Annotated in this window: 27 protein-coding genes and 1 pseudogene; 14 read left to right on the top strand and 14 right to left on the bottom strand. The window is 68.3% G+C overall.

What is annotated here, in order from left to right; translation table 11 throughout:
• Positions 1-111 precede the first annotated feature (111 nt).
• The 3 genes from ACIGWZ_RS36920 to ACIGWZ_RS36910 form a co-directional block, all read right to left on the bottom strand.
• A complete protein-coding gene (locus tag ACIGWZ_RS36920; protein ID WP_400071997.1) occupies positions 112-771 on the bottom strand; it encodes a hypothetical protein in 660 nt (219 codons plus the stop codon).
• Positions 772-822: 51 nt separating this feature from the next.
• Positions 823-1302, bottom strand: coding sequence for a hypothetical protein (locus tag ACIGWZ_RS36915; RefSeq protein WP_400071995.1), 480 nt, complete (start codon positions 1300-1302; stop codon positions 823-825).
• A gap of 364 nt (positions 1303-1666) precedes the next feature.
• Complete coding sequence (locus tag ACIGWZ_RS36910) at positions 1667-3622, bottom strand: FtsK/SpoIIIE domain-containing protein (protein WP_400071993.1); 1956 nt, start codon at positions 3620-3622, stop codon at positions 1667-1669.
• Positions 3623-4058: 436 nt separating this feature from the next.
• Here ACIGWZ_RS36910 and ACIGWZ_RS36905 point away from each other — a divergent pair, with 436 nt between their 5' ends.
• Positions 4059-4640, top strand: coding sequence for a hypothetical protein (locus ACIGWZ_RS36905; RefSeq protein ID WP_400071991.1), 582 nt, complete (start codon positions 4059-4061; stop codon positions 4638-4640).
• A 210-nt stretch (positions 4641-4850) separates the two neighbouring features.
• Here ACIGWZ_RS36905 and ACIGWZ_RS36900 read toward each other — a convergent pair whose 3' ends face one another.
• The 8 genes from ACIGWZ_RS36900 to ACIGWZ_RS36865 form a co-directional block, all read right to left on the bottom strand.
• The gene (locus ACIGWZ_RS36900) at positions 4851-5108 is read right to left on the bottom strand and encodes a hypothetical protein (RefSeq protein WP_400071990.1); all 258 of its coding nucleotides are present in this window, start codon (positions 5106-5108) and stop codon (positions 4851-4853) included.
• A 99-nt stretch (positions 5109-5207) separates the two neighbouring features.
• Positions 5208-5624: a hypothetical protein gene (locus tag ACIGWZ_RS36895; RefSeq protein ID WP_400071988.1), complete on the bottom strand. Its 417-nt coding sequence runs from the start codon at positions 5622-5624 to the stop codon at positions 5208-5210.
• The gene (locus ACIGWZ_RS36890; protein ID WP_400071986.1) at positions 5621-5854 is read right to left on the bottom strand and encodes a hypothetical protein; all 234 of its coding nucleotides are present in this window, start codon (positions 5852-5854) and stop codon (positions 5621-5623) included. The genes ACIGWZ_RS36895 and ACIGWZ_RS36890 overlap by 4 nt, the downstream gene beginning before the upstream one ends.
• On the bottom strand, positions 5847-6269 hold the full coding sequence (locus ACIGWZ_RS36885; RefSeq protein ID WP_400071984.1) for a hypothetical protein: 423 nt from the start codon (positions 6267-6269) through the stop codon (positions 5847-5849). The genes ACIGWZ_RS36890 and ACIGWZ_RS36885 overlap by 8 nt, the downstream gene beginning before the upstream one ends.
• A gap of 151 nt (positions 6270-6420) precedes the next feature.
• Entirely contained in the window at positions 6421-6717 is a 297-nt protein-coding gene (locus tag ACIGWZ_RS36880; protein WP_400071982.1) for a hypothetical protein, read from the bottom strand.
• 93 nt (positions 6718-6810) lie between these two features.
• Positions 6811-7272: a hypothetical protein gene (locus ACIGWZ_RS36875; RefSeq protein ID WP_400071980.1), complete on the bottom strand. Its 462-nt coding sequence runs from the start codon at positions 7270-7272 to the stop codon at positions 6811-6813.
• Between the two features lie 117 nt (positions 7273-7389).
• Entirely contained in the window at positions 7390-7695 is a 306-nt protein-coding gene (locus ACIGWZ_RS36870; RefSeq protein ID WP_400071978.1) for a ribonuclease E inhibitor RraB, read from the bottom strand.
• Positions 7696-7699: 4 nt separating this feature from the next.
• On the bottom strand, positions 7700-8116 hold the full coding sequence (locus tag ACIGWZ_RS36865) for a hypothetical protein (RefSeq protein WP_400071976.1): 417 nt from the start codon (positions 8114-8116) through the stop codon (positions 7700-7702).
• A 206-nt stretch (positions 8117-8322) separates the two neighbouring features.
• On the opposite strand from ACIGWZ_RS36865, the gene ACIGWZ_RS36860 reads away from it, so the two are divergent.
• Genes ACIGWZ_RS36860 through ACIGWZ_RS36845 form a run of 4 tightly spaced genes read left to right on the top strand, consistent with a single transcriptional unit; the run spans position 8323 to position 10845 of the window.
• Positions 8323-8820 carry a hypothetical protein gene (locus ACIGWZ_RS36860; RefSeq protein ID WP_400071974.1) on the top strand — a complete coding sequence of 166 codons (498 nt, stop codon included), beginning with the start codon at positions 8323-8325 and terminating at the stop codon, positions 8818-8820.
• Entirely contained in the window at positions 8817-9158 is a 342-nt protein-coding gene (locus tag ACIGWZ_RS36855) for a hypothetical protein (RefSeq protein ID WP_400071972.1), read from the top strand. The genes ACIGWZ_RS36860 and ACIGWZ_RS36855 overlap by 4 nt, the downstream gene beginning before the upstream one ends.
• Positions 9155-9625, top strand: coding sequence for a DUF6221 family protein (locus ACIGWZ_RS36850; protein WP_400071971.1), 471 nt, complete (start codon positions 9155-9157; stop codon positions 9623-9625). The genes ACIGWZ_RS36855 and ACIGWZ_RS36850 overlap by 4 nt, the downstream gene beginning before the upstream one ends.
• Complete coding sequence (locus ACIGWZ_RS36845; RefSeq protein ID WP_400071969.1) at positions 9622-10845, top strand: hypothetical protein; 1224 nt, start codon at positions 9622-9624, stop codon at positions 10843-10845. The genes ACIGWZ_RS36850 and ACIGWZ_RS36845 overlap by 4 nt, the downstream gene beginning before the upstream one ends.
• A gap of 37 nt (positions 10846-10882) precedes the next feature.
• Here the strand turns inward: ACIGWZ_RS36845 and ACIGWZ_RS36840 are convergent, their stop codons facing one another.
• From ACIGWZ_RS36840 to ACIGWZ_RS36830, 3 genes are all read right to left on the bottom strand, one after another.
• Positions 10883-12178, bottom strand: coding sequence for a helix-turn-helix domain-containing protein (locus tag ACIGWZ_RS36840; protein WP_400071967.1), 1296 nt, complete (start codon positions 12176-12178; stop codon positions 10883-10885).
• A gap of 246 nt (positions 12179-12424) precedes the next feature.
• Complete coding sequence (locus ACIGWZ_RS36835) at positions 12425-12670, bottom strand: DUF397 domain-containing protein (protein ID WP_400071965.1); 246 nt, start codon at positions 12668-12670, stop codon at positions 12425-12427.
• The gene (locus ACIGWZ_RS36830) at positions 12667-13512 is read right to left on the bottom strand and encodes a helix-turn-helix domain-containing protein (RefSeq protein WP_400071963.1); all 846 of its coding nucleotides are present in this window, start codon (positions 13510-13512) and stop codon (positions 12667-12669) included. The genes ACIGWZ_RS36835 and ACIGWZ_RS36830 overlap by 4 nt, the downstream gene beginning before the upstream one ends.
• Before the next feature lie 270 nt (positions 13513-13782).
• Between ACIGWZ_RS36830 and ACIGWZ_RS36825 the strand changes: the two genes are divergently transcribed.
• The 9 genes and pseudogenes from ACIGWZ_RS36825 to ACIGWZ_RS36785 form a co-directional block, all read left to right on the top strand.
• Positions 13783-14304 carry a hypothetical protein gene (locus ACIGWZ_RS36825; protein WP_400071961.1) on the top strand — a complete coding sequence of 174 codons (522 nt, stop codon included), beginning with the start codon at positions 13783-13785 and terminating at the stop codon, positions 14302-14304.
• A 49-nt stretch (positions 14305-14353) separates the two neighbouring features.
• Positions 14354-14833: an ATP-binding protein gene (locus ACIGWZ_RS36820; protein ID WP_400071959.1), complete on the top strand. Its 480-nt coding sequence runs from the start codon at positions 14354-14356 to the stop codon at positions 14831-14833.
• Positions 14830-15303: a DUF6415 family natural product biosynthesis protein gene (locus ACIGWZ_RS36815; RefSeq protein ID WP_400071957.1), complete on the top strand. Its 474-nt coding sequence runs from the start codon at positions 14830-14832 to the stop codon at positions 15301-15303. Before ACIGWZ_RS36820 ends, ACIGWZ_RS36815 begins: the two co-directional genes overlap by 4 nt.
• Positions 15304-15875: 572 nt before the next feature.
• Positions 15876-16073, top strand: coding sequence for a DUF5999 family protein (locus ACIGWZ_RS36810; RefSeq protein WP_400071954.1), 198 nt, complete (start codon positions 15876-15878; stop codon positions 16071-16073).
• Positions 16073-16537, top strand: a complete 465-nt coding sequence (locus tag ACIGWZ_RS36805; RefSeq protein ID WP_400071952.1) for a LuxR C-terminal-related transcriptional regulator — start codon at positions 16073-16075, stop codon at positions 16535-16537. The genes ACIGWZ_RS36810 and ACIGWZ_RS36805 overlap by 1 nt, the downstream gene beginning before the upstream one ends.
• A complete protein-coding gene (locus ACIGWZ_RS36800; protein WP_400071951.1) occupies positions 16525-16920 on the top strand; it encodes a DUF6415 family natural product biosynthesis protein in 396 nt (131 codons plus the stop codon). The genes ACIGWZ_RS36805 and ACIGWZ_RS36800 overlap by 13 nt, the downstream gene beginning before the upstream one ends.
• Positions 16917-17390 carry a DUF6082 family protein gene (locus ACIGWZ_RS36795; RefSeq protein ID WP_400071949.1) on the top strand — a complete coding sequence of 158 codons (474 nt, stop codon included), beginning with the start codon at positions 16917-16919 and terminating at the stop codon, positions 17388-17390. Before ACIGWZ_RS36800 ends, ACIGWZ_RS36795 begins: the two co-directional genes overlap by 4 nt.
• 772 nt (positions 17391-18162) lie before the next feature.
• Positions 18163-19320: an NAD-dependent epimerase/dehydratase family protein gene (locus ACIGWZ_RS36790; protein WP_400071947.1), complete on the top strand. Its 1158-nt coding sequence runs from the start codon at positions 18163-18165 to the stop codon at positions 19318-19320.
• A gap of 37 nt (positions 19321-19357) precedes the next feature.
• A pseudogene (locus tag ACIGWZ_RS36785) lies at positions 19358-19812 on the top strand (hypothetical protein); the annotation flags it as partial.

The raw sequence follows: 19812 nt of genomic DNA, 5'->3' as shown, positions 1-19812 counted from the left end.
ATTCAAGAATGCACACGGGTGGGTCAGATCGGTAATTGGAGGCCTCTATATCCGTGCGCGCGTTGCGCCGTTTCTTGTATCAAGGTTGATAGAAATTACCCCTAAGGGCCCTCACCCGGCCGAGGGCTTGGGCTCCTCCGGCGGCGCGGACGGCGGACGCTCATCCCGCGGCCACGGGCCGTACCGCTCCAGTGCCTGGCGGACGATCCGCGGAGCGGAGATCACCTTCCCCACCAACTCGTCCCGCTGCTGCTGCTCCTCCATCGTGTAGTGGAGCGAGTGGTACAGGAGCCCCAGTTCCTCCAACTCCGTCAGCGGCTTCTCGCTCACCCTGATCGCAGCCGTCCGCAACTGTCTGACCAGGGACGGGGGCAGGTCATAGGCGCGCGTGATGAGGTAGCCCGGATAGTGCTTGCCGAACCCTCGGCCCGACAGCGTCGCCACTTCCTCCTCCGCCGGCGTCAGAGGTTCCCAGGGGCCGGCCAAGTCTTCCTCGGCCAGCCGCTTCCGCATGGCCTGCTCCACGTACTCGTCCAGCGTCGGCCACAGCTCCGGCCGCCGACGGCGCGCCTCCAAACGGGCCTGCGCCCGGGTGATCTTCCCCTTGCTGTTGTAGGCCAATTCGGACGCCCAGTCCGCCATTTCCCGGCGTTGCTTCTTGCGAATTGCGGTAAAGCGGGACGCATGTTGAACGTCAATGGCAAATGAATAGGTTTTACGCTCCTCGGGCTTTTCAATTTCCTCTGCCAAGGTTGATACATCCTCTTTCAAGGTTGATAGAATAAACGCCGCAGGCGTGCCCTGCGCTGCCCAACGACCGAGCTACTGCAACGGGTGCGCCGTGATCCACTTGTCGAGGGCCTGCCCCTGCATCCAGATCAACGGCCGGGCAGCGAGCCACCCTTCGGTGTCGTCCTCCCCGCTTGGCGTGCCCGCGTACGTCTCCAACTTGTCCACGATCACGTACGCCTCCGTGTAGAAGCCCTTCGGCGCCGCAACGTCCCGGTTCATCGCCTTGCGGATCTTCCGTACGTCGTCCACGAAATCCTGCACGCGGACCGCGCAGCCGTCGGGGTTGTCCTCGACGTCCGCTCCCCCGAGACATCCGATGTCGTGGGTCTCCCACCACTCCATCGTGTCGCCCCACTGTGCCTTCACCGGCTTTGTCGCCTTCTTCGCCGGGCTCGCGCTCGCCGCCGGCTTGGACTCCGCGTCGGCCTGTCCCCCGCACCCCGCCGCGCCGGCCGCCACGGCGGTCACGAGCAGCGCGGACGCAGCCCCTCTTCCCCACCCCTTGGTCATGGCGAGATCATGCCACGGGCGTCAACGCCCCCCACGTCAACTCCCGTGCGAATCCACACGATTCACCCCAGCGTGACAGACAGAGCTGCTAACGTGACCACGCGCTGGTCTTCCGGGGCCGGCGCATCATTCCCCTAGAGGGATCGCAAAGTACGTGCCTTGCCTTTGGTCTCGGCGCAGCTTTGTATTTATCAGCCCTTGAGGGCTACCCCGCACTGCGGGCACGAAGGGCTCGGCCACCGGCCGAGCCCTTCGTCGTACCTCTACGGACCACGACGGCCGCGGGGACAGTGCCACCCGCGGCCGTCGGTAGAGCCGTCTCTACGCTCACGCGGCGGGTAGCGTCACGGCCACCGACGCCACCTCAGCCGCCGACCGTGACCGGCTCGGCGCCCTCCACGGCCGTCGGCAGCTCCGCGACCGTCCGGCGCGGCACAGTGCGGAAGGCCATGGCCCGGCCTTGCTTCCCAGCCTCCTCGACCCATCCCTTCTTCCTCCACTGGCTCAGCGGTCCGTTCACCGACGTACGCGCGGCGAACTGTGGCAGGTCGAGCGCCACCAGGTCGTCGACCGTGATGCCCTTCGGGCCCGCCTTCTCGACCGCCTGCCACAGGGCCAGGTGCCGCTCGTCGCTGATCTCCGTGCCGTCCGGGAAAGTCGGCACGGCGCGCAGTACCGGGCGACCGCCCCCAGGGCCGCCGGAAGGGGGCGTGGGCGGCTTCGGAGGGGTCGGGTCGTCCTCCGGGTCCGGCGAGTGCTCCGGGTGCTCTCTCGCCTCGCTCTCCGCCGCCGGGGCGTAGCGGTGGTTCGTCGCCGCAACGTCCTCCTCGGTCATCCAGAACGCGCGGGCCTCAACCGGGACCTGGTGCTCGCGGTCCCAGCGCAGGAACTTGCCCGGGGCGTCCAGCTCGTCAAGGCACCAGCCGTCGCCGTACGCACCCGGGCCGAAGATCAGGTTCGAGGTGGTGGACTCCTTCGCACCGAGCCCGATGCGGAGCTGGTACTGCTGGCGGCCGTCGGTAGACCCGCCAAACACCCTGTTCGACGGCGACTGAGTGGCGCACACCAGGGTGATGCCCACGAACCGGGCGACCTGGAGCAGCGACTCAATCAACTTGGCGGCCTGCGGCACGCGGCGGACCAGCTCGGCCAGCTCGTCGATGAAGACGAACCACGCGGGGCCGTGCTTGCCAGGCACCCACTTCTTCTCGCCCAGCGAGGCGAGCAGCGCACCGCGGCGCTCGACCTCGGACCACACCCCCTTGAGCACCTGCATCGCCCGGCTCGGGGTGTCCGCGAGGGCAAGGGCACTGTCGCGCCACGGCCCGAACTCCACGGCGCCGGGCTTCATGTCGATCAGCAGCGCTTCCGCGTCCTCGCAGGCGACCGCGTAGGCGATGAGCACACTCTGCACGCCCGACTTGCCGTTGTCCGTCGACCCTCCGATGAGGACGTGGTTGTAGAGCAGCGGAGCCAGCACGGGCTGACCGAACGCGTCCATGCCAAGCACCGCGGGCTCCAAGCACGTCGTGGTCGACGGACCGGGCCACGGGATGGGCGAGGCGAGCGGGTCGGACTCGTACAGCGAGACGACCAGTTCGTTGTCCCGCTCCCCCTTCGCCAGGCGCAGCTTCCCGCCGAGCCCCAAGTTCGTCGCGAGCTGGTCCTTGCGCGCGATGACCTTCTGAGGGGAGGTGTTCCGGCCGGCGGGGAGAACGACGACCGCCCGCCATCCGAACGGGGTGTAGTCCAAGGAGGTCACGTCGACCGCGGGCACGGACAGCAGCGCGACCAGGGCGCGCAGGAGCGCGGTCTCTTCCGCCGTCGAGCCTGTGATGCCCGGCGCGAGGACGTTGTCGCCCAGGCCCTCGGCGGTGACGCCCGCCTTGGCGGCCTTCACCTGGAGCGCGAGACGGTCCTGACGCGACTTCACCAGCCAGGGCACGTAAGCGGCGTACGCGCCGCCGGTCACCAGGGCGCTGGCTACCAGGGACGGTACCGACGGGCCGAGCCCGGCACCTATCCAGGCATCGGCCATCACGACTGCGCTACCGGCCCCCGCGGTCGCGATTCCCTTGTGCCGGTGCTTCAGCCCGCCGGCCGTGAGAGCGCCAGCGGCGGCCGTAATGAGCCCGTAGACGGCGTGTTCGGTGAAGCTGACACCGTCGAGGTGGTGAAGCCACGACAGCCCAGTCAGGCCTGCCGAAGCGGCGGCCGGGGCCACCTCGTAGCGGCGGCGCGCACACCAGCGGCAGGCCGAGCCGAACGCGCTCGCGGCTCCCAGCGCGGCGCGCGCCAATATCGAGTCGTGCGGAGGCACAGCAGTCTCCCGGGAAGTGACGTGACGTGGATGACGGCGAAAACCCCAGGTCGAGGGGTCGTCACGTCACGTCGAGACGGAGATGCAGATGCCGTAAGAGATCACGGAGGCGCGAGGCATAGCTATGCCCTTCTGGTCGAATTCGGAGCGTTCGCCAGGGCGCTTGCTCGTGCGCCGCGGCGGGTTCGGGCCGATACCCGGGATGCAGTTGTAGCTGAAGCCTACCCGTAGCTCCCTTGGCTGGCTCTGCTGTCAGCGGCGTGCCCTACCGTGGAATCCACGGCCAGACGCGTACTGCCGTTCGCCGCCGTGCTCGGCGCCCACGCCGCCTGGCACACAGTCGGCCAAGGTCCTCCGGGGCCCGCGAATACAGCAGACCGTCCCGGCCCGATTCGCCGGCGGGGAGCGTGGGAGTACCGCCAGGCTGGAGTCGACCGTGCCGAAGAAGCAGTCCACCGCCGCGCAGCGCGCCCGCGAGGCCGCGCGCGAGGGCGGAAAGTACACCCAGGCCCTCCGCACCGCCGCAGGCCCGCCGGCCGACGTCACCGAGCCGGACGACGGGTTCGGCGGCCACGAGTTCGAGTACGAGAGCAGCACCGACCTGTTCCGGTGCACGGAGTGCCGGGTCTACGAGGTGGTGGCCCGAGACACGGACGGGCCGATCCAGCCGTGCACCGGACTGGTCGGCTACGGCGGTGACACCGAGCGGGTCTACCTGCTGCTGACTGAGAACCCGGATCTCCCGTACCGCCACGCGGCGTTCCTGGCAACAAAGGTCCGCAGCACCGGCATCGGCCGGGCGCCGAGGTTCTCGTGGCGAGAGGGGAAGCTGCTGGTCGAGTCGGCGCCCGGCGTCGTCGCCGAGTTGGCCCGCCGGATTGAGCTGATCACCACCACTGTCGAGGACCGGCAGGTCCCTGCCGTCGCCTCGATCGACCATCTCAGCGCCGATGCCGGGCGGGCCGTCCTCGCGGAGAACTACGCGGCCTACGTTGCCGAGTTCGGCGAGCCCGCGTAGGGGAGCCGCTTGCCGAACAGGCGTCCAGGAAGTGGTTCGAGCGAACCACTTCCTGGACGCCCTGACGCTGCCTGCCCTACTTGCCTGACAGCGGATCATGCCGACTGACCTGCGTGAAGTACCTGCGGACCCTAGATAACTTGCCGAACGTGCTTGTGGCCGTACGGTCCCCGATCGGGACGCTGGCAACCAGCCGGATGAAGCTGAACGTCACGCGCGCAGCTCCAGAAGGAGTGTCGTTGCCTTCTCCCAGCAGGCGCCGCACGGCTGGCCGGCCGATCCACAGATGACGTCCGCGAGGCGCGGAAGGAGCGCGGTATTCAGGTCCGGCTCGCTGGCCATGCGGATCGCGGCGTCGGCTTTCCGGAGGCAGGAGGTGCAGGCTCTCGTCTTGCCCTCGCGGCGCCCGCAGATGGTCAGGGACGCCTCGCGCAGGACAGCGGCGCGCGTATCGGTAGCTGTGCTCATCACGTCTCCCCAGAGCACAGCCCCCTGCATGAACATCGGGTCGGCGGGCGCCGACGCAGGGGGCCGTGCACGGGATAGACGGAGTGGCTGGCGGGAGCGTTACACCTTCACGAGGTGGGCGAACCGCTCGTCTGGATCAGGGCCGATGCGGGTCTGCGGCGGGTACTCCATGCCCGAGGTGGCGTGGCACGTTGTGGAGTGGTCGTCGCCGTCGAACGCCACCTCGACGTACTGTCCAGCGAACCCCACGATGCGGCCGGAATGCCCCTCGTGCTTGACCTTCAGGTCGATGCGGAGGTCGAGGCCGTAGTAGTTCCGGATGTGCTCACGGCTGGACTCGATCCGGGCCTTAATGGAGCGAGCGGCCTCCCTCAACTCGTCGATACGGTCAAGGGTGTCGCAGCGCCAGCGGTGCGCGTCGTGAGTGCCCTCGGGCGGGGCGCCATAGAGGCTGGCATACAGCGCCTGGGCCTCGGATTCCATGCGTTCGGCATCGGCGAGGATGGCTGCGCTCACTGGTCGGCCTCTCCTTCGCCCCACGCCGCGTCGACGAGATCGGGGTCCGGTTGGAGCAGCGCCGCGGCCGACGCGTATCCCGCCTTGCGGAGCTTCGCTGCGTTCTCCGTGTCGCGCAGTGCCAGCAGCGCGTCCGCGTACGTCGGGACCAGCTCGCGCCGTAGCCCCGCCTCCTCGAACAGCTCGGCAGCACGCTGCCAGGCCGTCTTCTCCTCTTCCAGTTCAGACACCTACGTTCTCCTCCCCCTGGTCCACGATGACCAGCGACATCCTGATGTGCGCGCCGTTCTGGCGCTCCCCGGCACGGGGGTCAACTCCCGTCACCACCGAGGCGTTGTCGTCTTCGAACACCCCGGCGTCCTGGAGACCGTCAACGGCGGCCTTGGCCGTCAGCGACCAGTTCGACGGGTCGAAGACCCGGGTACCGGCCTTGGGGTGCACGACGTAGACCACGCGCACCCGTTCCAGCCGTGGAATCCGTTCCTTCCGGGCCAGCACCGCGGCGATCTCACGTATCTTCGCGGCCACCCGGCGCTCCTTCCCCCAGTGCCACCGGCGCACCTCGTTGGCGTTGATGAGGTCCATCTCCGGCAGCTTCAGCACCCAGTGAGGGGCCTCGCCGACCTCCTTCACCTGGTCCCACACGACGTACGTAGAAGGGGCCGCGGCCGGAGTTTTCCGTGGCGCGCGAGGCTTCCGCGGCTGGGCGGGGAGCTGCACCGGCTTCCGCGCAGCGTCCAGACGTGCCCGGAGCCCGGGGTAGCGGCTGGCCTCTGCCTCGCTGATACGGAACACCTCACGCCTCCGGGCTGTCGTCGGGGCGCTCATCCTCACCGGCCTGTGCGGCTTCGGTCTCTTTGTGCACCTTCGCCTGGACGTCCTGCATGTGCAGATCGAAGCCCTCGGCGTGCCCGTTGTAGTCGTAGTGGCGTGGGTCCATCCAGTCCCCCGCCTTGCAGCCGGCGGCGAACCGCTTGGAGTCGGCGCCGAACAGGGTCTTCTCCGTCGCGACCGGTTCGAGGATCAGTCGGTGCTCGCGGCGCGGGCCGCCCATCAGCGGGTCGTCGATGTAGTGCGGCAGATTGTCCGTCATGTGTCTGGTTCCTTCGGAGCGTTGTCAGCCCGCCGCTGCTCGTACAACGGGCTGGGGCATGAAATAGCAGGACAGCGGCCTACGAGCGTCGGTTCAGGTCGGGCCTTCCAGGGTCTGCATGGGCAGGTTTAGGGTGATGGTCGCCGGGGGGTAGTTGCCGGTCGGGCGGGTATCCCGGCCCAGCAGGAACACCGTGACGGCGTGCTCGAACGCCTGCCGCGTCTGGTGGTAGACGGCCGACTCGAACTTCAGGAACCGTGTGGCGGCCCGGCTGTACCTGCTCGACTCGGCAGTGCACGTCAGCATCTCGGCGAGCGCCTGGTCCAGCGCGAGGTACCACGTGTTCAGGCCGTCGGCCATCTGGGCGAGCAGGTAGCGCACGCCCGTCGCATCGAGTCCGGGGCCCAGACGAATGAGATCTTTCGGCTCGATGCCCTCCAGCAGGTCGCTGATCCCGCTGATCGCCTTGCGGTAGCCGGTGATGGCCGCGAGTTCCGCTGCGGTGAACGGGTCGGTTTCGAACTCGAATTGGCTCAGGGTGTCGTCGTCGTTCACTGTGCATCTCGCTCGTGCTCGGGGTGAAGGAGGCTGTCCGGGCGGCACGTCGGCCCCCGCCAATCGGAGGTGTGGACCTCACAGCGCCACAGGGTGATGCTCTGTTCGTCGTCCATGTCATGTCCCTTCAGTGGGGTCAGGGCCCGGCTCGTCGGTGAGCATCGGGTCTACCACCGGCTTGCCTGCCAGGTAGGTGGCTTCTCCTCCGTCGTAGTCGCCCCCGTGGCGCACAACGATGGCCTCGACCTCCGCGTGCCGCTCGGTCAACCTGGCGGTCTCGACGTCGCGGCCGGCCAGCAGCATCCATCGCGAGCCCTCAGCCTCGCGGATTCGAGTGACGTAGTCCGCCAGTTCATCGGCGCAGCTCCGAGCGCTGGCCTGGTCAGGGAAGGAGGCCCAGTGTGTGTAGGGAATCGTGGGCATGGGGTCAGCCTTCCACTGCGGCGGTGAACACGGGGACGAGTTCCGCCGCCATCCGGTACGCCTCGACTTTCTTGTTCTGGGGCTTCTTGCGGCCGTAGTCCGCAGTGATGGGCGCGGGCATTCCGCTGGGCCACAGGCCGTCGACTACGCCCTTGGTCAGCGTTTTCGACAGCGAGATGGAGGGGCCTGCAAGGTCGCGGCCCATGTCGCGCAGGTCGCTGGCCGCGCGGTATCCCCCGCCGCACAGAACGTCGTTGAGGAGGGTGCGGACGGGCGGCGTGGCGATTCGGACGAAGTCCTTCGCGCGTTCGACGGTCCACTCTCGGTCGGCCTCGACGGTCAGCTCGTCGCGGTGCTCGGCGAAGAGTGCGAGCAGCTTCTCCTCGAAAGCGGCCGATCCGCCCTCGATCACCAATCGCATCCTGATCCTTTCGACAGAACTCACCCGATGAACTGTGCTCATCCTATGTCATCGGGTAGTTCCACGGGTGAGTTACGTCGTTGCGCGTTTCGGTCGCGGGATGTCGCTGGTGACCGATAGGGTGGGGTGACTGAGGATCAGTTAGGGCAGCCTTACCGGGTATTCTCCCTGGAATAGCCGGTACCTACTGGGGAGGGGGGACTCGCGTGAGCGAGGACGAGCAGACCGGGCGCGACGACGGCACGGAGCGGCCGACGGGCACGGGCATGAACACCGACCGGGCGAGCGACTGGGAGCATCCGCCGACATCCTGGCGACCGGCCGCACCGGAGCAGCGCGAAGGGCGCGTCGCCCGGCAGGAGCGGCCGGTCCCGCCCGGCGACCGCCTCGCCCACCGCGGGCACATCGAGCACCCGGCCCAGATGTACGCGATCATGAAACCGGTGCCGAACACCATGCCGCCGCCGGCCGACGCGGACGAGTGGATCGCGGCGTTCGGCCGGGTCATCACCGGCGGGCATCTGCCCGGTGGCGACGGGAAGACCGACATCCGCACCAGGATCGCGGACACCGACCCGCAGGGCACCGCGGCCACACCGCTCGGCGGTCCCGGAATCGACCTGTGCCGCACGTGCCTCACCCCCGTCGGTGAGCCCTCGCCGGAGTGCACCAACCCCTTCAACCACCAGGAGCAGCAGGCGTGAACGGCCGTGGATACAGCCCCCAGGGCCGGCGGCCGGAGCCGACCACGGCCCCCGCCACGGGCTCCCCGCTCTCCCCGCCAGAGCGCCCCAACGTCGACGCGTACGCGGACATGAGCGCCCAACTCGCCGCTCTGCACACCTTTTTGAAGGCGCGGGCAGCGGAGACGCCCGTCGTGGACCCGCTGTTCCACGAGTCCCTGGGCTACGCGCTGGGGTACGCCGAGGCGTGCATGGAGAAGCAGGACATCGTCGGCGCCGTGCGCAAGCTGGAGTGGATGCGCAACGAGGCGAAGCGGTGGGCGGACCACTCGGACTTCCCCGCGGAGGCCCGGCGATGACCGAGATGCACGACGACGCCGAGGAGCGACCCAAGCGACCCAAGGTCGGTGATGGGGCAACCGCGTTGGAGTGGGCCGCGTTCTTGCGAGCCCGGACCGCCGAGGAGCGCCGCCGCTCCGAGTCCGCCGCGCTCGCCCTGGACGGGGTGGAAGCGCCATGGTGGGAACTCACCGACGCCGGCGCCGAACGCTTCGGTGTCGAGGCGGGTGGCAGGGTCATCGCGCCGATCTTCACCGGCCGCGGGCACTGGGCCGACCACGAGGTCGCGCTCCACATCGTGCGCAACCAGCCCGGCCGCTCTCTGGACGACCTCGACGCCAAGGACGCGCTGGCCGATCTCCTCGACCACTGCGACAACCACGGTGAGCCGCTGTCCAGCGAACTGGCGCTCGTGGTGCGGAAGTTCGCGGCCCCCTTCATCGACCATCCCGACCACCCGGAGTACGAGCCGCCGGAGGAGACGTGAGCACGGAGGTCGAGGTCGTCCAGGCGGAGCTGGTCCACGGCAGCGGGCCGAGTCCCGTGGCGGCCGAGCCGGGCCCGCGCTACCTGATCACCCAACACACCATGCTCGGGCCCAACGAGCTGCCGCCGCTCGCCGGCCAGAAGCCCGCCTGGAGGGACGCCGACTTCCGGCTGTCCGACGAGGACATGGCCGACCTCGCCGAACCCGACCTCGCCGAGAACACCGACACCAACCGCAAGTCCACTATCCGCGCCTTCACGGCGTGGTGCGCCACCCAGGACCCGCCGCGGCTGCCGTACCCGTGCACGACCGCGACGTACACCTCCTACGGGCTCCACCTGATCCGGAGAGGTAAGGCAGGGGAGTTCAAACCGGACAGCGTCGGTCAGTACATGTCCCGCATCTGGAACTGGCAGCCGTTGGACTACCGGCCCGACCCCAGCCGCGTCAAGGGCCGCCTGCGCGCCTGGAAGAAGGACTGGACGAATGCCGGCGGGGAGGTCGAGCGCGCCGCGGCCGTCACGATCGAGTACAACGTGCGGATCATCGCGGTGATCGATGAGTCCACCAACATCGGGAAGCGAGACGCCTTCCTCGCCGCCCTGGCCTACAGCAACCTTCACCGGGAGATGGAACTCGCCGACCAGCTCATCAAGCGCGTGAAGGTCTACGACACCGGCCTGCACGTCACCACGGCGACGTCCAAGACCGACCAGGCCGGGAAGGGGGCGGGCCGCTTCATCAACGACCGCGGAGACCTTCAGCTCGTGCGCCGTGCCCGCGCGTGGCTCGATGTCCTCCGCCAGCTCGGTGCTGATGGTCCCGACGACCCGCTTTTCCGGGCCCTGACAGTGAAGGGCGGCCTTCGGTCCTACCCGGCGACCCGGAAGCGCGGCACCCGTATGCGGCCGGGCTCGCTCAATGAGCGCCTTCAACTCCTCGCCGAGCAGGCGGGGGTGCCGTACATCGACGGCAAGAAGGTCACCTCCCACTCCTGGCGGGCCGGCGCGAACACCGACATGGCCGAGAAGGGCGTCCCGCTCGCCGAGCGCAACAAGGCCGGCCGGTGGGCGGACGGCTCCCACACCGCCGACACGGTCTATGACCGTCGCCACGGTGTAGGGACAAGCGACCCGCTCGATAAGGTCCCGCAGTACGGCGGCCCCGCCCGAGCAGCGGTTGCGGGGGCCCGCGCCGCAGGAGCGTCCGAGACCGCCTGACCAGTCCGCCCCCGCGCATCCGCCGCGCGGGGGCGAGTCAGGCTGCGGAGCCCACAGCCGCCACAAGCTCGCGCACCCCCGTAACCCGCGGGTGACGGGACCGGAGATCGGTGACGATCTTCCGGATTGCGGGCCGGTCACGGACCTCGCCCGGGGAGACGCGCGCCGCAGACAGCAGCTCGGCGGCTGTCTGCTCCGCCTTGCCCCACTGCCACCACGCTCGCCCGAGGTCGGTGTGCATCCGGCCCTTGCGCTCGGGGGTCGTGAACTGCCCCTCACGAAGTCCGCGGCCGGCTTCGAGTGCGGCACCCGCGTCTCCGAGGGCCCAGTGGACGCCGACCGCGTACAGGTCGACGGCAGCCGGGGCAATGGGGAACAGGCGCCCCTCGGGGGCTACCACGGGCAGGTCGTGGGCGGCCCGCGCGGCTTCTCGGATCATCGCGAGCGCCTGGTCGCGCTGCCCGGCGCGGGCCGCGGTGTACGACGTCGTGCACAGCATCTGCGCATACGCCGAGCGCTGCGCGTCCGTGTGCAGCCCGGTCTCCTCCACCTTGGCCACGGCATCGAGGATGTGCCGTTCGGCTGCTGCCGGCTGGTCCTGATGGCGGAGCACGATGCTGAGCTCCCGGGCCGCAGCCGCAGCGGCGAGCGGCGATCCGGACCACTCCGCGTACAGCGTCGCCCGGTCCGCGGCGAGCCGCGAGTCACCGTAGTTGCCGACCTTCGTCAACACCCTGCTGGCCAGGCTGTAGGCGGTCGAAAGGCGGGCGAGCGCGATCTCCTCATGCGCGGCCGAGGCAGCGTGGTTCGCGTCGGCGAGGAGGCCGGGCAGGGCACGCAGCAGCTTAAAGTTCTGGCCGGCGTCGAAGAGCCCGCGGGCCGCAGCGAGCCGCGAGTCGAGGGGTACGGGTGACCCGGTGGGGTCAGGAACGCTTGCGAGTGCGTCGCTCACCCCCACCAAGAGGGAAGCGGGAACCGCCAGACCAGCGGCGGTGAGCAACGTGCGGCGACGCATCGGGTCATCCTCCTCGGCACAACGTGGCCCATCCGGATCAACTCTAGTCGGTGGGACGCTGGTTAAGCCGAGAGACGCAGCCAGGACATGTGTCGGGATGTCCACAGCCTTGGCGGCACTCTTGATCAGCTCGAAGTCGGCGTTCCGGCCTCGCCGCTCCAGCCGGGAAACCGTGGCGGCTGAGCAGCCGATGCGGGCACCGAGGTCTTCCAGGCGCCAACCGAGTTCCGTACGGCCGAGACGGATCAAGCCGCCCGGATCTTGTTTTGCCACGCAAGAGCGAACCTCTTCGGACACCCAGAGGCGAACCGCGTTCATCCGGCTTCTCCCCGCGCGAGGACCCGACACGTACGTGCACCCACCACCGTAGGACCCCGGGAGCACTGCGCGTACACCGTTTGCACATCCTGCAAACGGTCCCTTCCGGCGTGACCTCCGATTCCACGGAGCGAAGCGATCTCTCGGGGTACGCTGCCCTGGCCCATGGGGTACAGAAGTACGACGAGGCCCGGCTCCCCCAGATATGGGATGGGGGAGCCGGGCCTCGACGGATGTCCACGCCTATCAGATGTCGAACTCGCCCGCCTTCACGGCCGTCACGAAGTCCGCGAACGAGCCCTTCGGGATGAGCAGTGCGGGGCCCTCCGGATTCTTTGAGTCCCTGATGCCTCGCTGGCCGGCGAACGGCGCGGCCGTCAGGTCAGCGACCTCGACGCACTGCCCCTGGGAGTCTCCGCTGTAGGAAGACTTCTTCCAGACGGCCCCCTCAAGCTCTGGTGCAGTGAGGGAACGTCCGTTGTTGGTGGTCACTTGTGCAGTCCTTCCAGGTACTCGTTGAGGAGATCCCGTGATTCATCCACGGAAAGCGCAGCAGAAGCGATGTTGTCGAACTCGGCTTCCAGGTATGCGACCTGGGCCGGGTCGTAGGTGTGCGAGCCGCCCATCGGGTTGTCGATGCTGGCGACAGGCGTCCATGGGTGACGGAACGTGAGAATCGTCATCGCTCCGTTTGATCCGATGGACGGGTGCGCCGTTAGCGGCAGGATCTGGAGGGTGACGTTCTCCATGTTGGAGGTGTCAATCAGCTTGCGGAGCTGATCCTTCATGATGCCGGGACCAGACTCGAACTGGGCATGGAAGGCGGACTCAGGGATCAGCCCATGGAACTTGGCGCGGCTGAGGACTTCCTGACGGTTCAAGCGAATGGCGATCAGCGACTCCGGCTTGTTCGACCGCGCACTCGTATGCATCTCCCTGACATAGCCGGGCGACTGGAGCAGCCCTGGGACCACCTTCGGGTGAGTGATGCGGATGGTCTCGGCCTCCGCCTCCAGCTCAACGATTTCCAGGTACGCCTCGCTGACTTCGTCGGAATACGACGCCCACCAGCCCTTACCGGTCGGTTCCTCAGCGACGCGGGCGACCTCTTCCACACCCTCCGGATCGTCGATGCCGATCTCGGCGCACAGGCTTTTCACCTGGTTGCGCCCGATGCGGTAGTAACCGCGCTCGGCACGGGAGAAGCGTGCCTGGCTCCACCCCAGGGTTCGCGCAGCATCGCCTGATGGCATCCCAGCCGCCTCGCGCCACCGGCGCAGTTGGCCACCCACGCGTCGCCTCTTGACTGACGGCGTCGCTCTCTTCTGCGTCATAGGCGCAGTCTGACACGCCAGCGTCAACGTTGGCCATGCGCACGGGTGTTCACGCCTTTTTGCATTCTCGGCGAAAGAGTTGCGCGCGGAGGCGAAAAAGGCGCAAGCTGTAGCCGCAGCAGACGTGACTACCCATCAGGTCATGATCATTTATGACGCACAGTTACGGCTGCCGTCGCTCGGGCCGGGTCGCTGGCCCGGCAGAGGTCCGCCCTCCCTCCCCCGTGGGGGCGGACCTCCGCTGTCCCTCCGACGAAGCCGAGGCCGCTGATGACGAGCCAGAGCACCACCCGCGCATCCAGCGCCCCTACCGACTGGATGGACCGCGATAACGAGTTCAACCGGTGGTTACGCCCCAACATCCCGCGCGTCACACCGGACCGGGACATTCAGCTCATGAAGCTCCGCAGGGAGCAGATGGAGCGGCGGCTCGAAGCGTTGAGGGTCTGCGGTCGCGATCCTCGGATCGCCCTGTACGCCCGCACGATGAACGGGCAGAGCCCGGACCGATCCCTAAGCGCGGCCCGCGAGTTCGCGGAGCGGATGGGGTGGCAGGTCGGTCGTGATCAGACCTTCACCGACTGCCTCAGTTTGACCGCACCCGAAGACCGCCTCGGCTGGTTGCAGATAAAGCAGCACGTCACGAGCGGTTTTGCCGACGGAGTCGTGGCACTGACCCGGGCTGCCATCAGCCCGCGGTCCAACGAGTACGAAACCGAACTGAACTGGTTCGCTATGCACAGCGGTGGCTTCATCGCCCTGGTGCACGCCGAGAACGTGGTGCCGCTATGAGGCGGCCGACCGGTCGACGCGGGCCGGCTTGCAGGCAGGGGGCACCGCGATGATCGTCGGAACCATCGAGGATCTGGGGCTTGCCTCCGAAGTCGTAAGAGACGACCTGACCCTCAGCATCAAGCGTGACCCCAGGCCCGAGGGGTACTCCATCGCCGCGCACGAGGGCCAGTGGGTCGGCCGCCTCCGCCGGATCAGCACGGCCAAGTTGCGCCACTGGGGCCTCCCCGGCCTGGTCGACGACGCCGAACTCGCGATCAGCGAGCTCATCACCAACGCGCTACTGCATGGGACGGGTGCCCGGGTCGCCTTCCGGTTCCTCCTTGCCGCCGACGTACTCGTGCTCGAAGTAGAGGACGGCTCCCCCGAGCCGGCGCTCATCAGCACAGCGGACCCGTACGACGAGAACGGCCGCGGCATGTTCATCGTCAGCACGCTCTCCACCCTGTGCGGTGTGACGCCCGACGGAACCAGGACCTGGTGCATTTTCACGATCCCCACCGCCCCCGCCCCGCGGAGGAACCGATGAATGTGGCAACCGGCCTCGCGCGGCGGATGCCCTCGCGAGACGACGCTGTGGAGAAAGCCACCCTGCCCGGTGACCGAGCCTTCATCGAGAGGTTCGTGGCCGGGCTCAAGGAATCCGTGGAGACCGACAGGGTCGCCCTTGCTCATGTCGAGGACGACATCGATGCAGCGCTTGGTGAACGCGTGCCGGCCGCCAATGAGATCACTCCGCTGTCTCTCCGGCTGCGCAGTGCAGTTGCCCAGCTCGTGGACATCGTGATGCGGGAAACGAGGGACCAGCCCCAGGGCGAGGTCGCCACTGCGGTCATCCGCTCCTGTAAGGCGATGGCGGAAGCGCTGCCGGCAGGAGGCGATGAGGGGCTGGGTCACCTACGGCGAGTCGCCCTGGCCGCTCAGGACATCATCGACCAAGGCGTAATCGACGAGGACCTGTTCGACTACCTGGCCGACGAATTGGCCGGTGAAGCCTGATGACCCGGATGACGCTGCTGGAGGCCGTTACCGCTGCGGTGTGGGGTGATGAGCCCGGCGATGAGCTTGCGATTCTTCGCGAAGACGCCCGCCAGGTGATCCTCAAGGCGGCCGAGTGCTTGAACGGTGGTGACGCCGGGGTCTGCGCCAGCCGTCACGTACCCGCAGTGGAGGCGGTGATCGGCAACCTCCTACCGCCCTGCACGGCACGCGGCAGGCAGTGTCCGCTGACCATGACTGTGGTCGCCCACGCTCGGTCCCTTATCAACGGCACCCACCCCAGCCACAGTTACACAGCGCGCCAGCGGCTGTGCCTCCTCCTTCACTCGGCGCGCCGCCTCCTGGCGATCAGCCAGACGACGAACCGTCGCCTTCGGTGGAGACGACGGCACTTTGCTTCCTCCCGAGGCCGGTGGACGATCGGCAGCGGCGAGGAATCTGACCGGCACCCCCACCCTGGGTGCCCGCGCTGCCGGCCGGCCCCGCCTCAACCTGTCCTGAAGCGGATCGGCCGGCAGCGACAACCCCGCACATCTCGAAGGCGCCACTGCACCCCGATTCCGGAGATCTTCATGTGCCAGCACCAGCCCCAGTGTCCGCCGCCCGAATCTGCCGATCGGGAGGCCGCGCACGTCACAGTGCACCACCCGGAGCAGGGCTGGAGCCTGCTCTGCAACGGCGTCCTGCTCTTCGAAGACACCGGCGAACTGCTGCCGGACGGGCGGGCCATCGCCCCGGCATGGCGCCGTGCAAAGGTGGAGGCGGCTTGATGACCAGGACTATAGCGAAGGTCATCCTGGCTCCCCGGGAGCGACAGGTCCTTGAAGGACTGGCCGACGGCAGCATGCTCGCCGCGGTCGCGCAGAGCCTCAAGATCCGAGAGGGCACCGCCGCGGGCTACCTCAAGCTCGCGAAGCGGAAGCTGAACGGCGTGAGCGAGACGGCGGCCGCGCTCGCTATCGCTTACGCCACCGCGTCCATCGACCGGCCGAAGCTGCTGGACCCCGCGGCGCTGTATCTGCCCCGTGAACAGCGTGACCTTGTGCCGCTCATCGCACGCGAGATGACGGCCATGCAGATGGCCACCGACCTCAAACGGGAGGTCGACGTCATCCGTCAGAACGGCCGTGAGCTGCTGGCCAATCTGCAAGCCCGGAACCGCGCGCACGCCATCACACAGGCGTGGAAGTACCAGATCCTGACCGCGGACCAGGTGATCAAATGGCTGCGCTGACGACCAAGGCCCTCGACACGGACGAAATCCTGGCCCTCGTCAAGACGGCGCTGTCCTGGGATGTGCACGGCGCCGGCCTCCCTGCGGTCGAGGACGCGCTGAGCATGGCCCAGGAGTTGACCAGCTACGGCCGGGGCATCGTCGAAGACCTGCGCACGCAGTGTCTCGACATCCTTGCCGACTCGGAGGTGGCCGTCCGTGCACAGGCCACGCTCGGCGAGGCGTCCCGGCGTCTTTACCTCCGGCCGCTGGAGGGGAGCGCTTCCCCGCGGTCGGCCGCGCAACGGGCACAGAATTTGGCCCGCCTTGTACAGAGCCTGCTCCGCGCCGTCGTACAGGTCGACCAGGCGCAGACGCTCATCACAACGAAAGGCACCCAATGAAGACCTCGCACGCCGTCCTCGGTCTCGTCGCCGTTGGAGCCGTTGGAGCCGTCCAGATCGCACAGCGGGAACGGCACCACCGCCAGCACCTCGATATCGCCGTGGCTCGCATCCACCAGGACTACCTGACCCACCTGACCAGCAACCCCCACCTCGCCGCGTTGTGGGCTCCCGAGGCCCTTGACCCCAAGGAGGAGGTTCTTACCCCCGAGCAGTACGTGGAGCTCCTGAATGCCAACCAGCAGATCGCTGCCCTCGGTCTGCGTCACCGTCTGGGCATCGCCCGCGGGCAGCGGCTCTCTTACATGGCCGAGTACCTCATGGGTCGAGAGCACTGCCGGAAGTACTGGGCCCGATTCGGCAGCTTCCGTGAGCAGGAGGCATCGGGCGATAAGCCCGGGGAGGACTTCCACGAGGTCATGAACGCCGCGTACAGGTCCCGGCAGAAGGACCAGCCCGCAGACGCCTGACCGTCAAACCTCCGCGTGGCCGGCCGTAACCGGCCCGCGGTACCGAGACTGGGGCTTCCTCCTGGTCATGAGGACCGCCGTGCCCGTGCACGAAGGCCCCGAGACCATCCCGCGGAGGAGGAGGCGGCGCCTGACCGCGCCCCGGCCGTGCTTCTGGAGAAGCCCACGGCCGGCCCGCTCAAACGCCCGCCCGCCAACGGACGTGACGGACCGATGGCGGGCGGGTGCACCACCCAGCCTGAAGCTGGGGCACGAGCTGACCGATTTGCATGCCCCGGGCTGACAGCCCGCAAGAGCGCCCCTTGCAGATCCTGCAAGGCGTTTGCACGTCCTGCTAGTCGACCACCACGGCCGTCGTACTGATGGTGTTCTCGAAGCGTCACCATCGCAGCTCACCAGACTTCCGCCCCCGGCCTGCCGCCGGGCACGACCTCCCCGCGATGTGGCATAGGACGCGGGGCGGGGTCCAACTTCTCGCCGGGCGTCCTCCGCTCCTGAAGCACCGCGCCCCCGTAGCGGGGACCGTCCGGGAGAACTCAAGGAAGGGCGCGACCTCGCTCCGAGGCACATCACCTTGCTTGTGGTGCGAGGAGCGGGCGCCCCGGCCGCGGCCCCCTGGTGCCCGGACGTCTCCCAATTCCCGTGCTCGCCGCAGGCCAAAGAGTCCGGCGCGCACGGTGGCACCGCCCTCCGCCGGTGGCAGCCCGCCGGCCGGCGGAGGGCGGTGCCCGAATGCTGCCTCAGCCGTAGATACCCGAGAAACGAGGACACGATGGAAGCGACCTCTCGCAGAGCGTTATCGGATCGTCCACGTCCCACCGAACGCGATGCCGAAGAGGCGGCATACGACGTGCAGACCGCCTTGGCAGGAGCCAAGGTGCTGGTCACCGGCGGTGCTGGCCTGATCGGCAGTCGCATCACCGCTCGTCTCAGATCGCTCGGGGCGAAGCCGGTGGCGTTGTGCACACTCGACGCCTACCCCCGTGAGGTCTACGAGGGCCTGTTCGGCATCGAGGTGGGCGGACCTCACCTGGTGATCGGCGACATCACAGATTCCGCCCTCGTGCGGGAGGTGGTCACGGACTGCGACTTCGTGATCCATGCCGCAGCGCTGGCCGACGTTGCCGCGTGTACCCGGCAGCCCTCTTCCGCGATCAGCACCAATGTGCTCGGCACACAGTCGGTGCTCGACGCTGTCGCCGGCGCTGCGAACCAGGTGCAAAGGACGGTGTTCGTCTCCTCCGCGAGCGTCTATGGCCACGGATGCGAACCGCAGTCCCCCGAGGCACGCGCCTACCATGCTGCGTTGGAAGCCGTCTACGGGCCGTTGCCCCCGGTGTTCGACGAGCAGGTGACCCCCCTTGATCCGGTGAGCGCCTACGCCAACACCAAGGCGTGGGGCGAGGCCCAGACCGCTCTCACGTTGGACGCCGTGGGCGTCTCGCACAGCACGGTGCGGTACTTCTCCGTTTACGGGGAGCCACAGGTCGTCAAGCCACGCAGCCATTCATGGGTGGTGGCGTGGTTCGCGACCCGGGCCGCGCTCGGGTTGCCACTGGAGCTGAACGGCGGTGGCCGCCAGGTTCGCGACTTCGTCCACGTGGACGACGTCGCAGAAGCCACTGTGCGCGCTCTGGTCGCCCCTGATGCGCACCGGGCGACGTTCAACGTCGGCACGGGCATCCCGACGTCCATCCGGGAAGTCGCTGAGCTGGTGCGCCAGCACTTCCCCCAGACCGAGGTGCGCGAGACCCCGATGCCGCCCGGCGATCCGATGGGCGGCTTTGCCGCGGTGAAGCGGATGCGGCAGATCCTGAAGTGGCGTCCGCAGGTGGGCGTGGCGGACGGAGTGGACCGCTACGCGCAGTGGATCAAGGAGACGCCCGCGGCGATCCCCACCTGGCTGCGGGAGTCGGCTGCCGCCAGCTGATCGCGCCGCACCGTGCCGTTCTCCGGCTGTGCCCGCCATGGCACAACCGGACGGCGCGGTGCGGGCGGACCACACCATCTGTCGCACGTACATCGCAGGAGGATCGAGCATGAACCAGTTGATGCTGGGCGACTACATCACCTCACCGAAGCGCGGTGAGCTCGCGTCAACGCCGTACGGACGCCTGGCCGAATGGGACCTCGCGCACTTCCTGGCCCAGCGTGCCGAGCTGCACCGCCAGGCCCTCGCAGAAGTCGCCGACCGCATTCACCCGAGCGCGGTCATTCACCCCACTGCCCAGATCGGCGACGACGTGCTGATCGGGGAGGGCGCAGTGGTGCACGAATTCAGCAGCATCCGGAAGGGCGCGGTGCTCTGCGCCGGCGTCCGGGTCGGCTTCAACTGCGAAGTGACCAACGCGATCCTCTGCGAAGACGCGGTGCTGGGACACCGCATCGGCGTCAACTCCGCGCTCATCGGGGCGGGCGCCCA

The organism is Streptomyces sp. NPDC053427 (genome assembly GCF_044544985.1).
Lineage (GTDB): Bacteria > Actinomycetota > Actinomycetes > Streptomycetales > Streptomycetaceae > Streptomyces.
The sequence above is the reverse complement of the archived record's forward strand: the minus strand, read 5'-3'. Positions and strand labels throughout refer to the sequence as shown.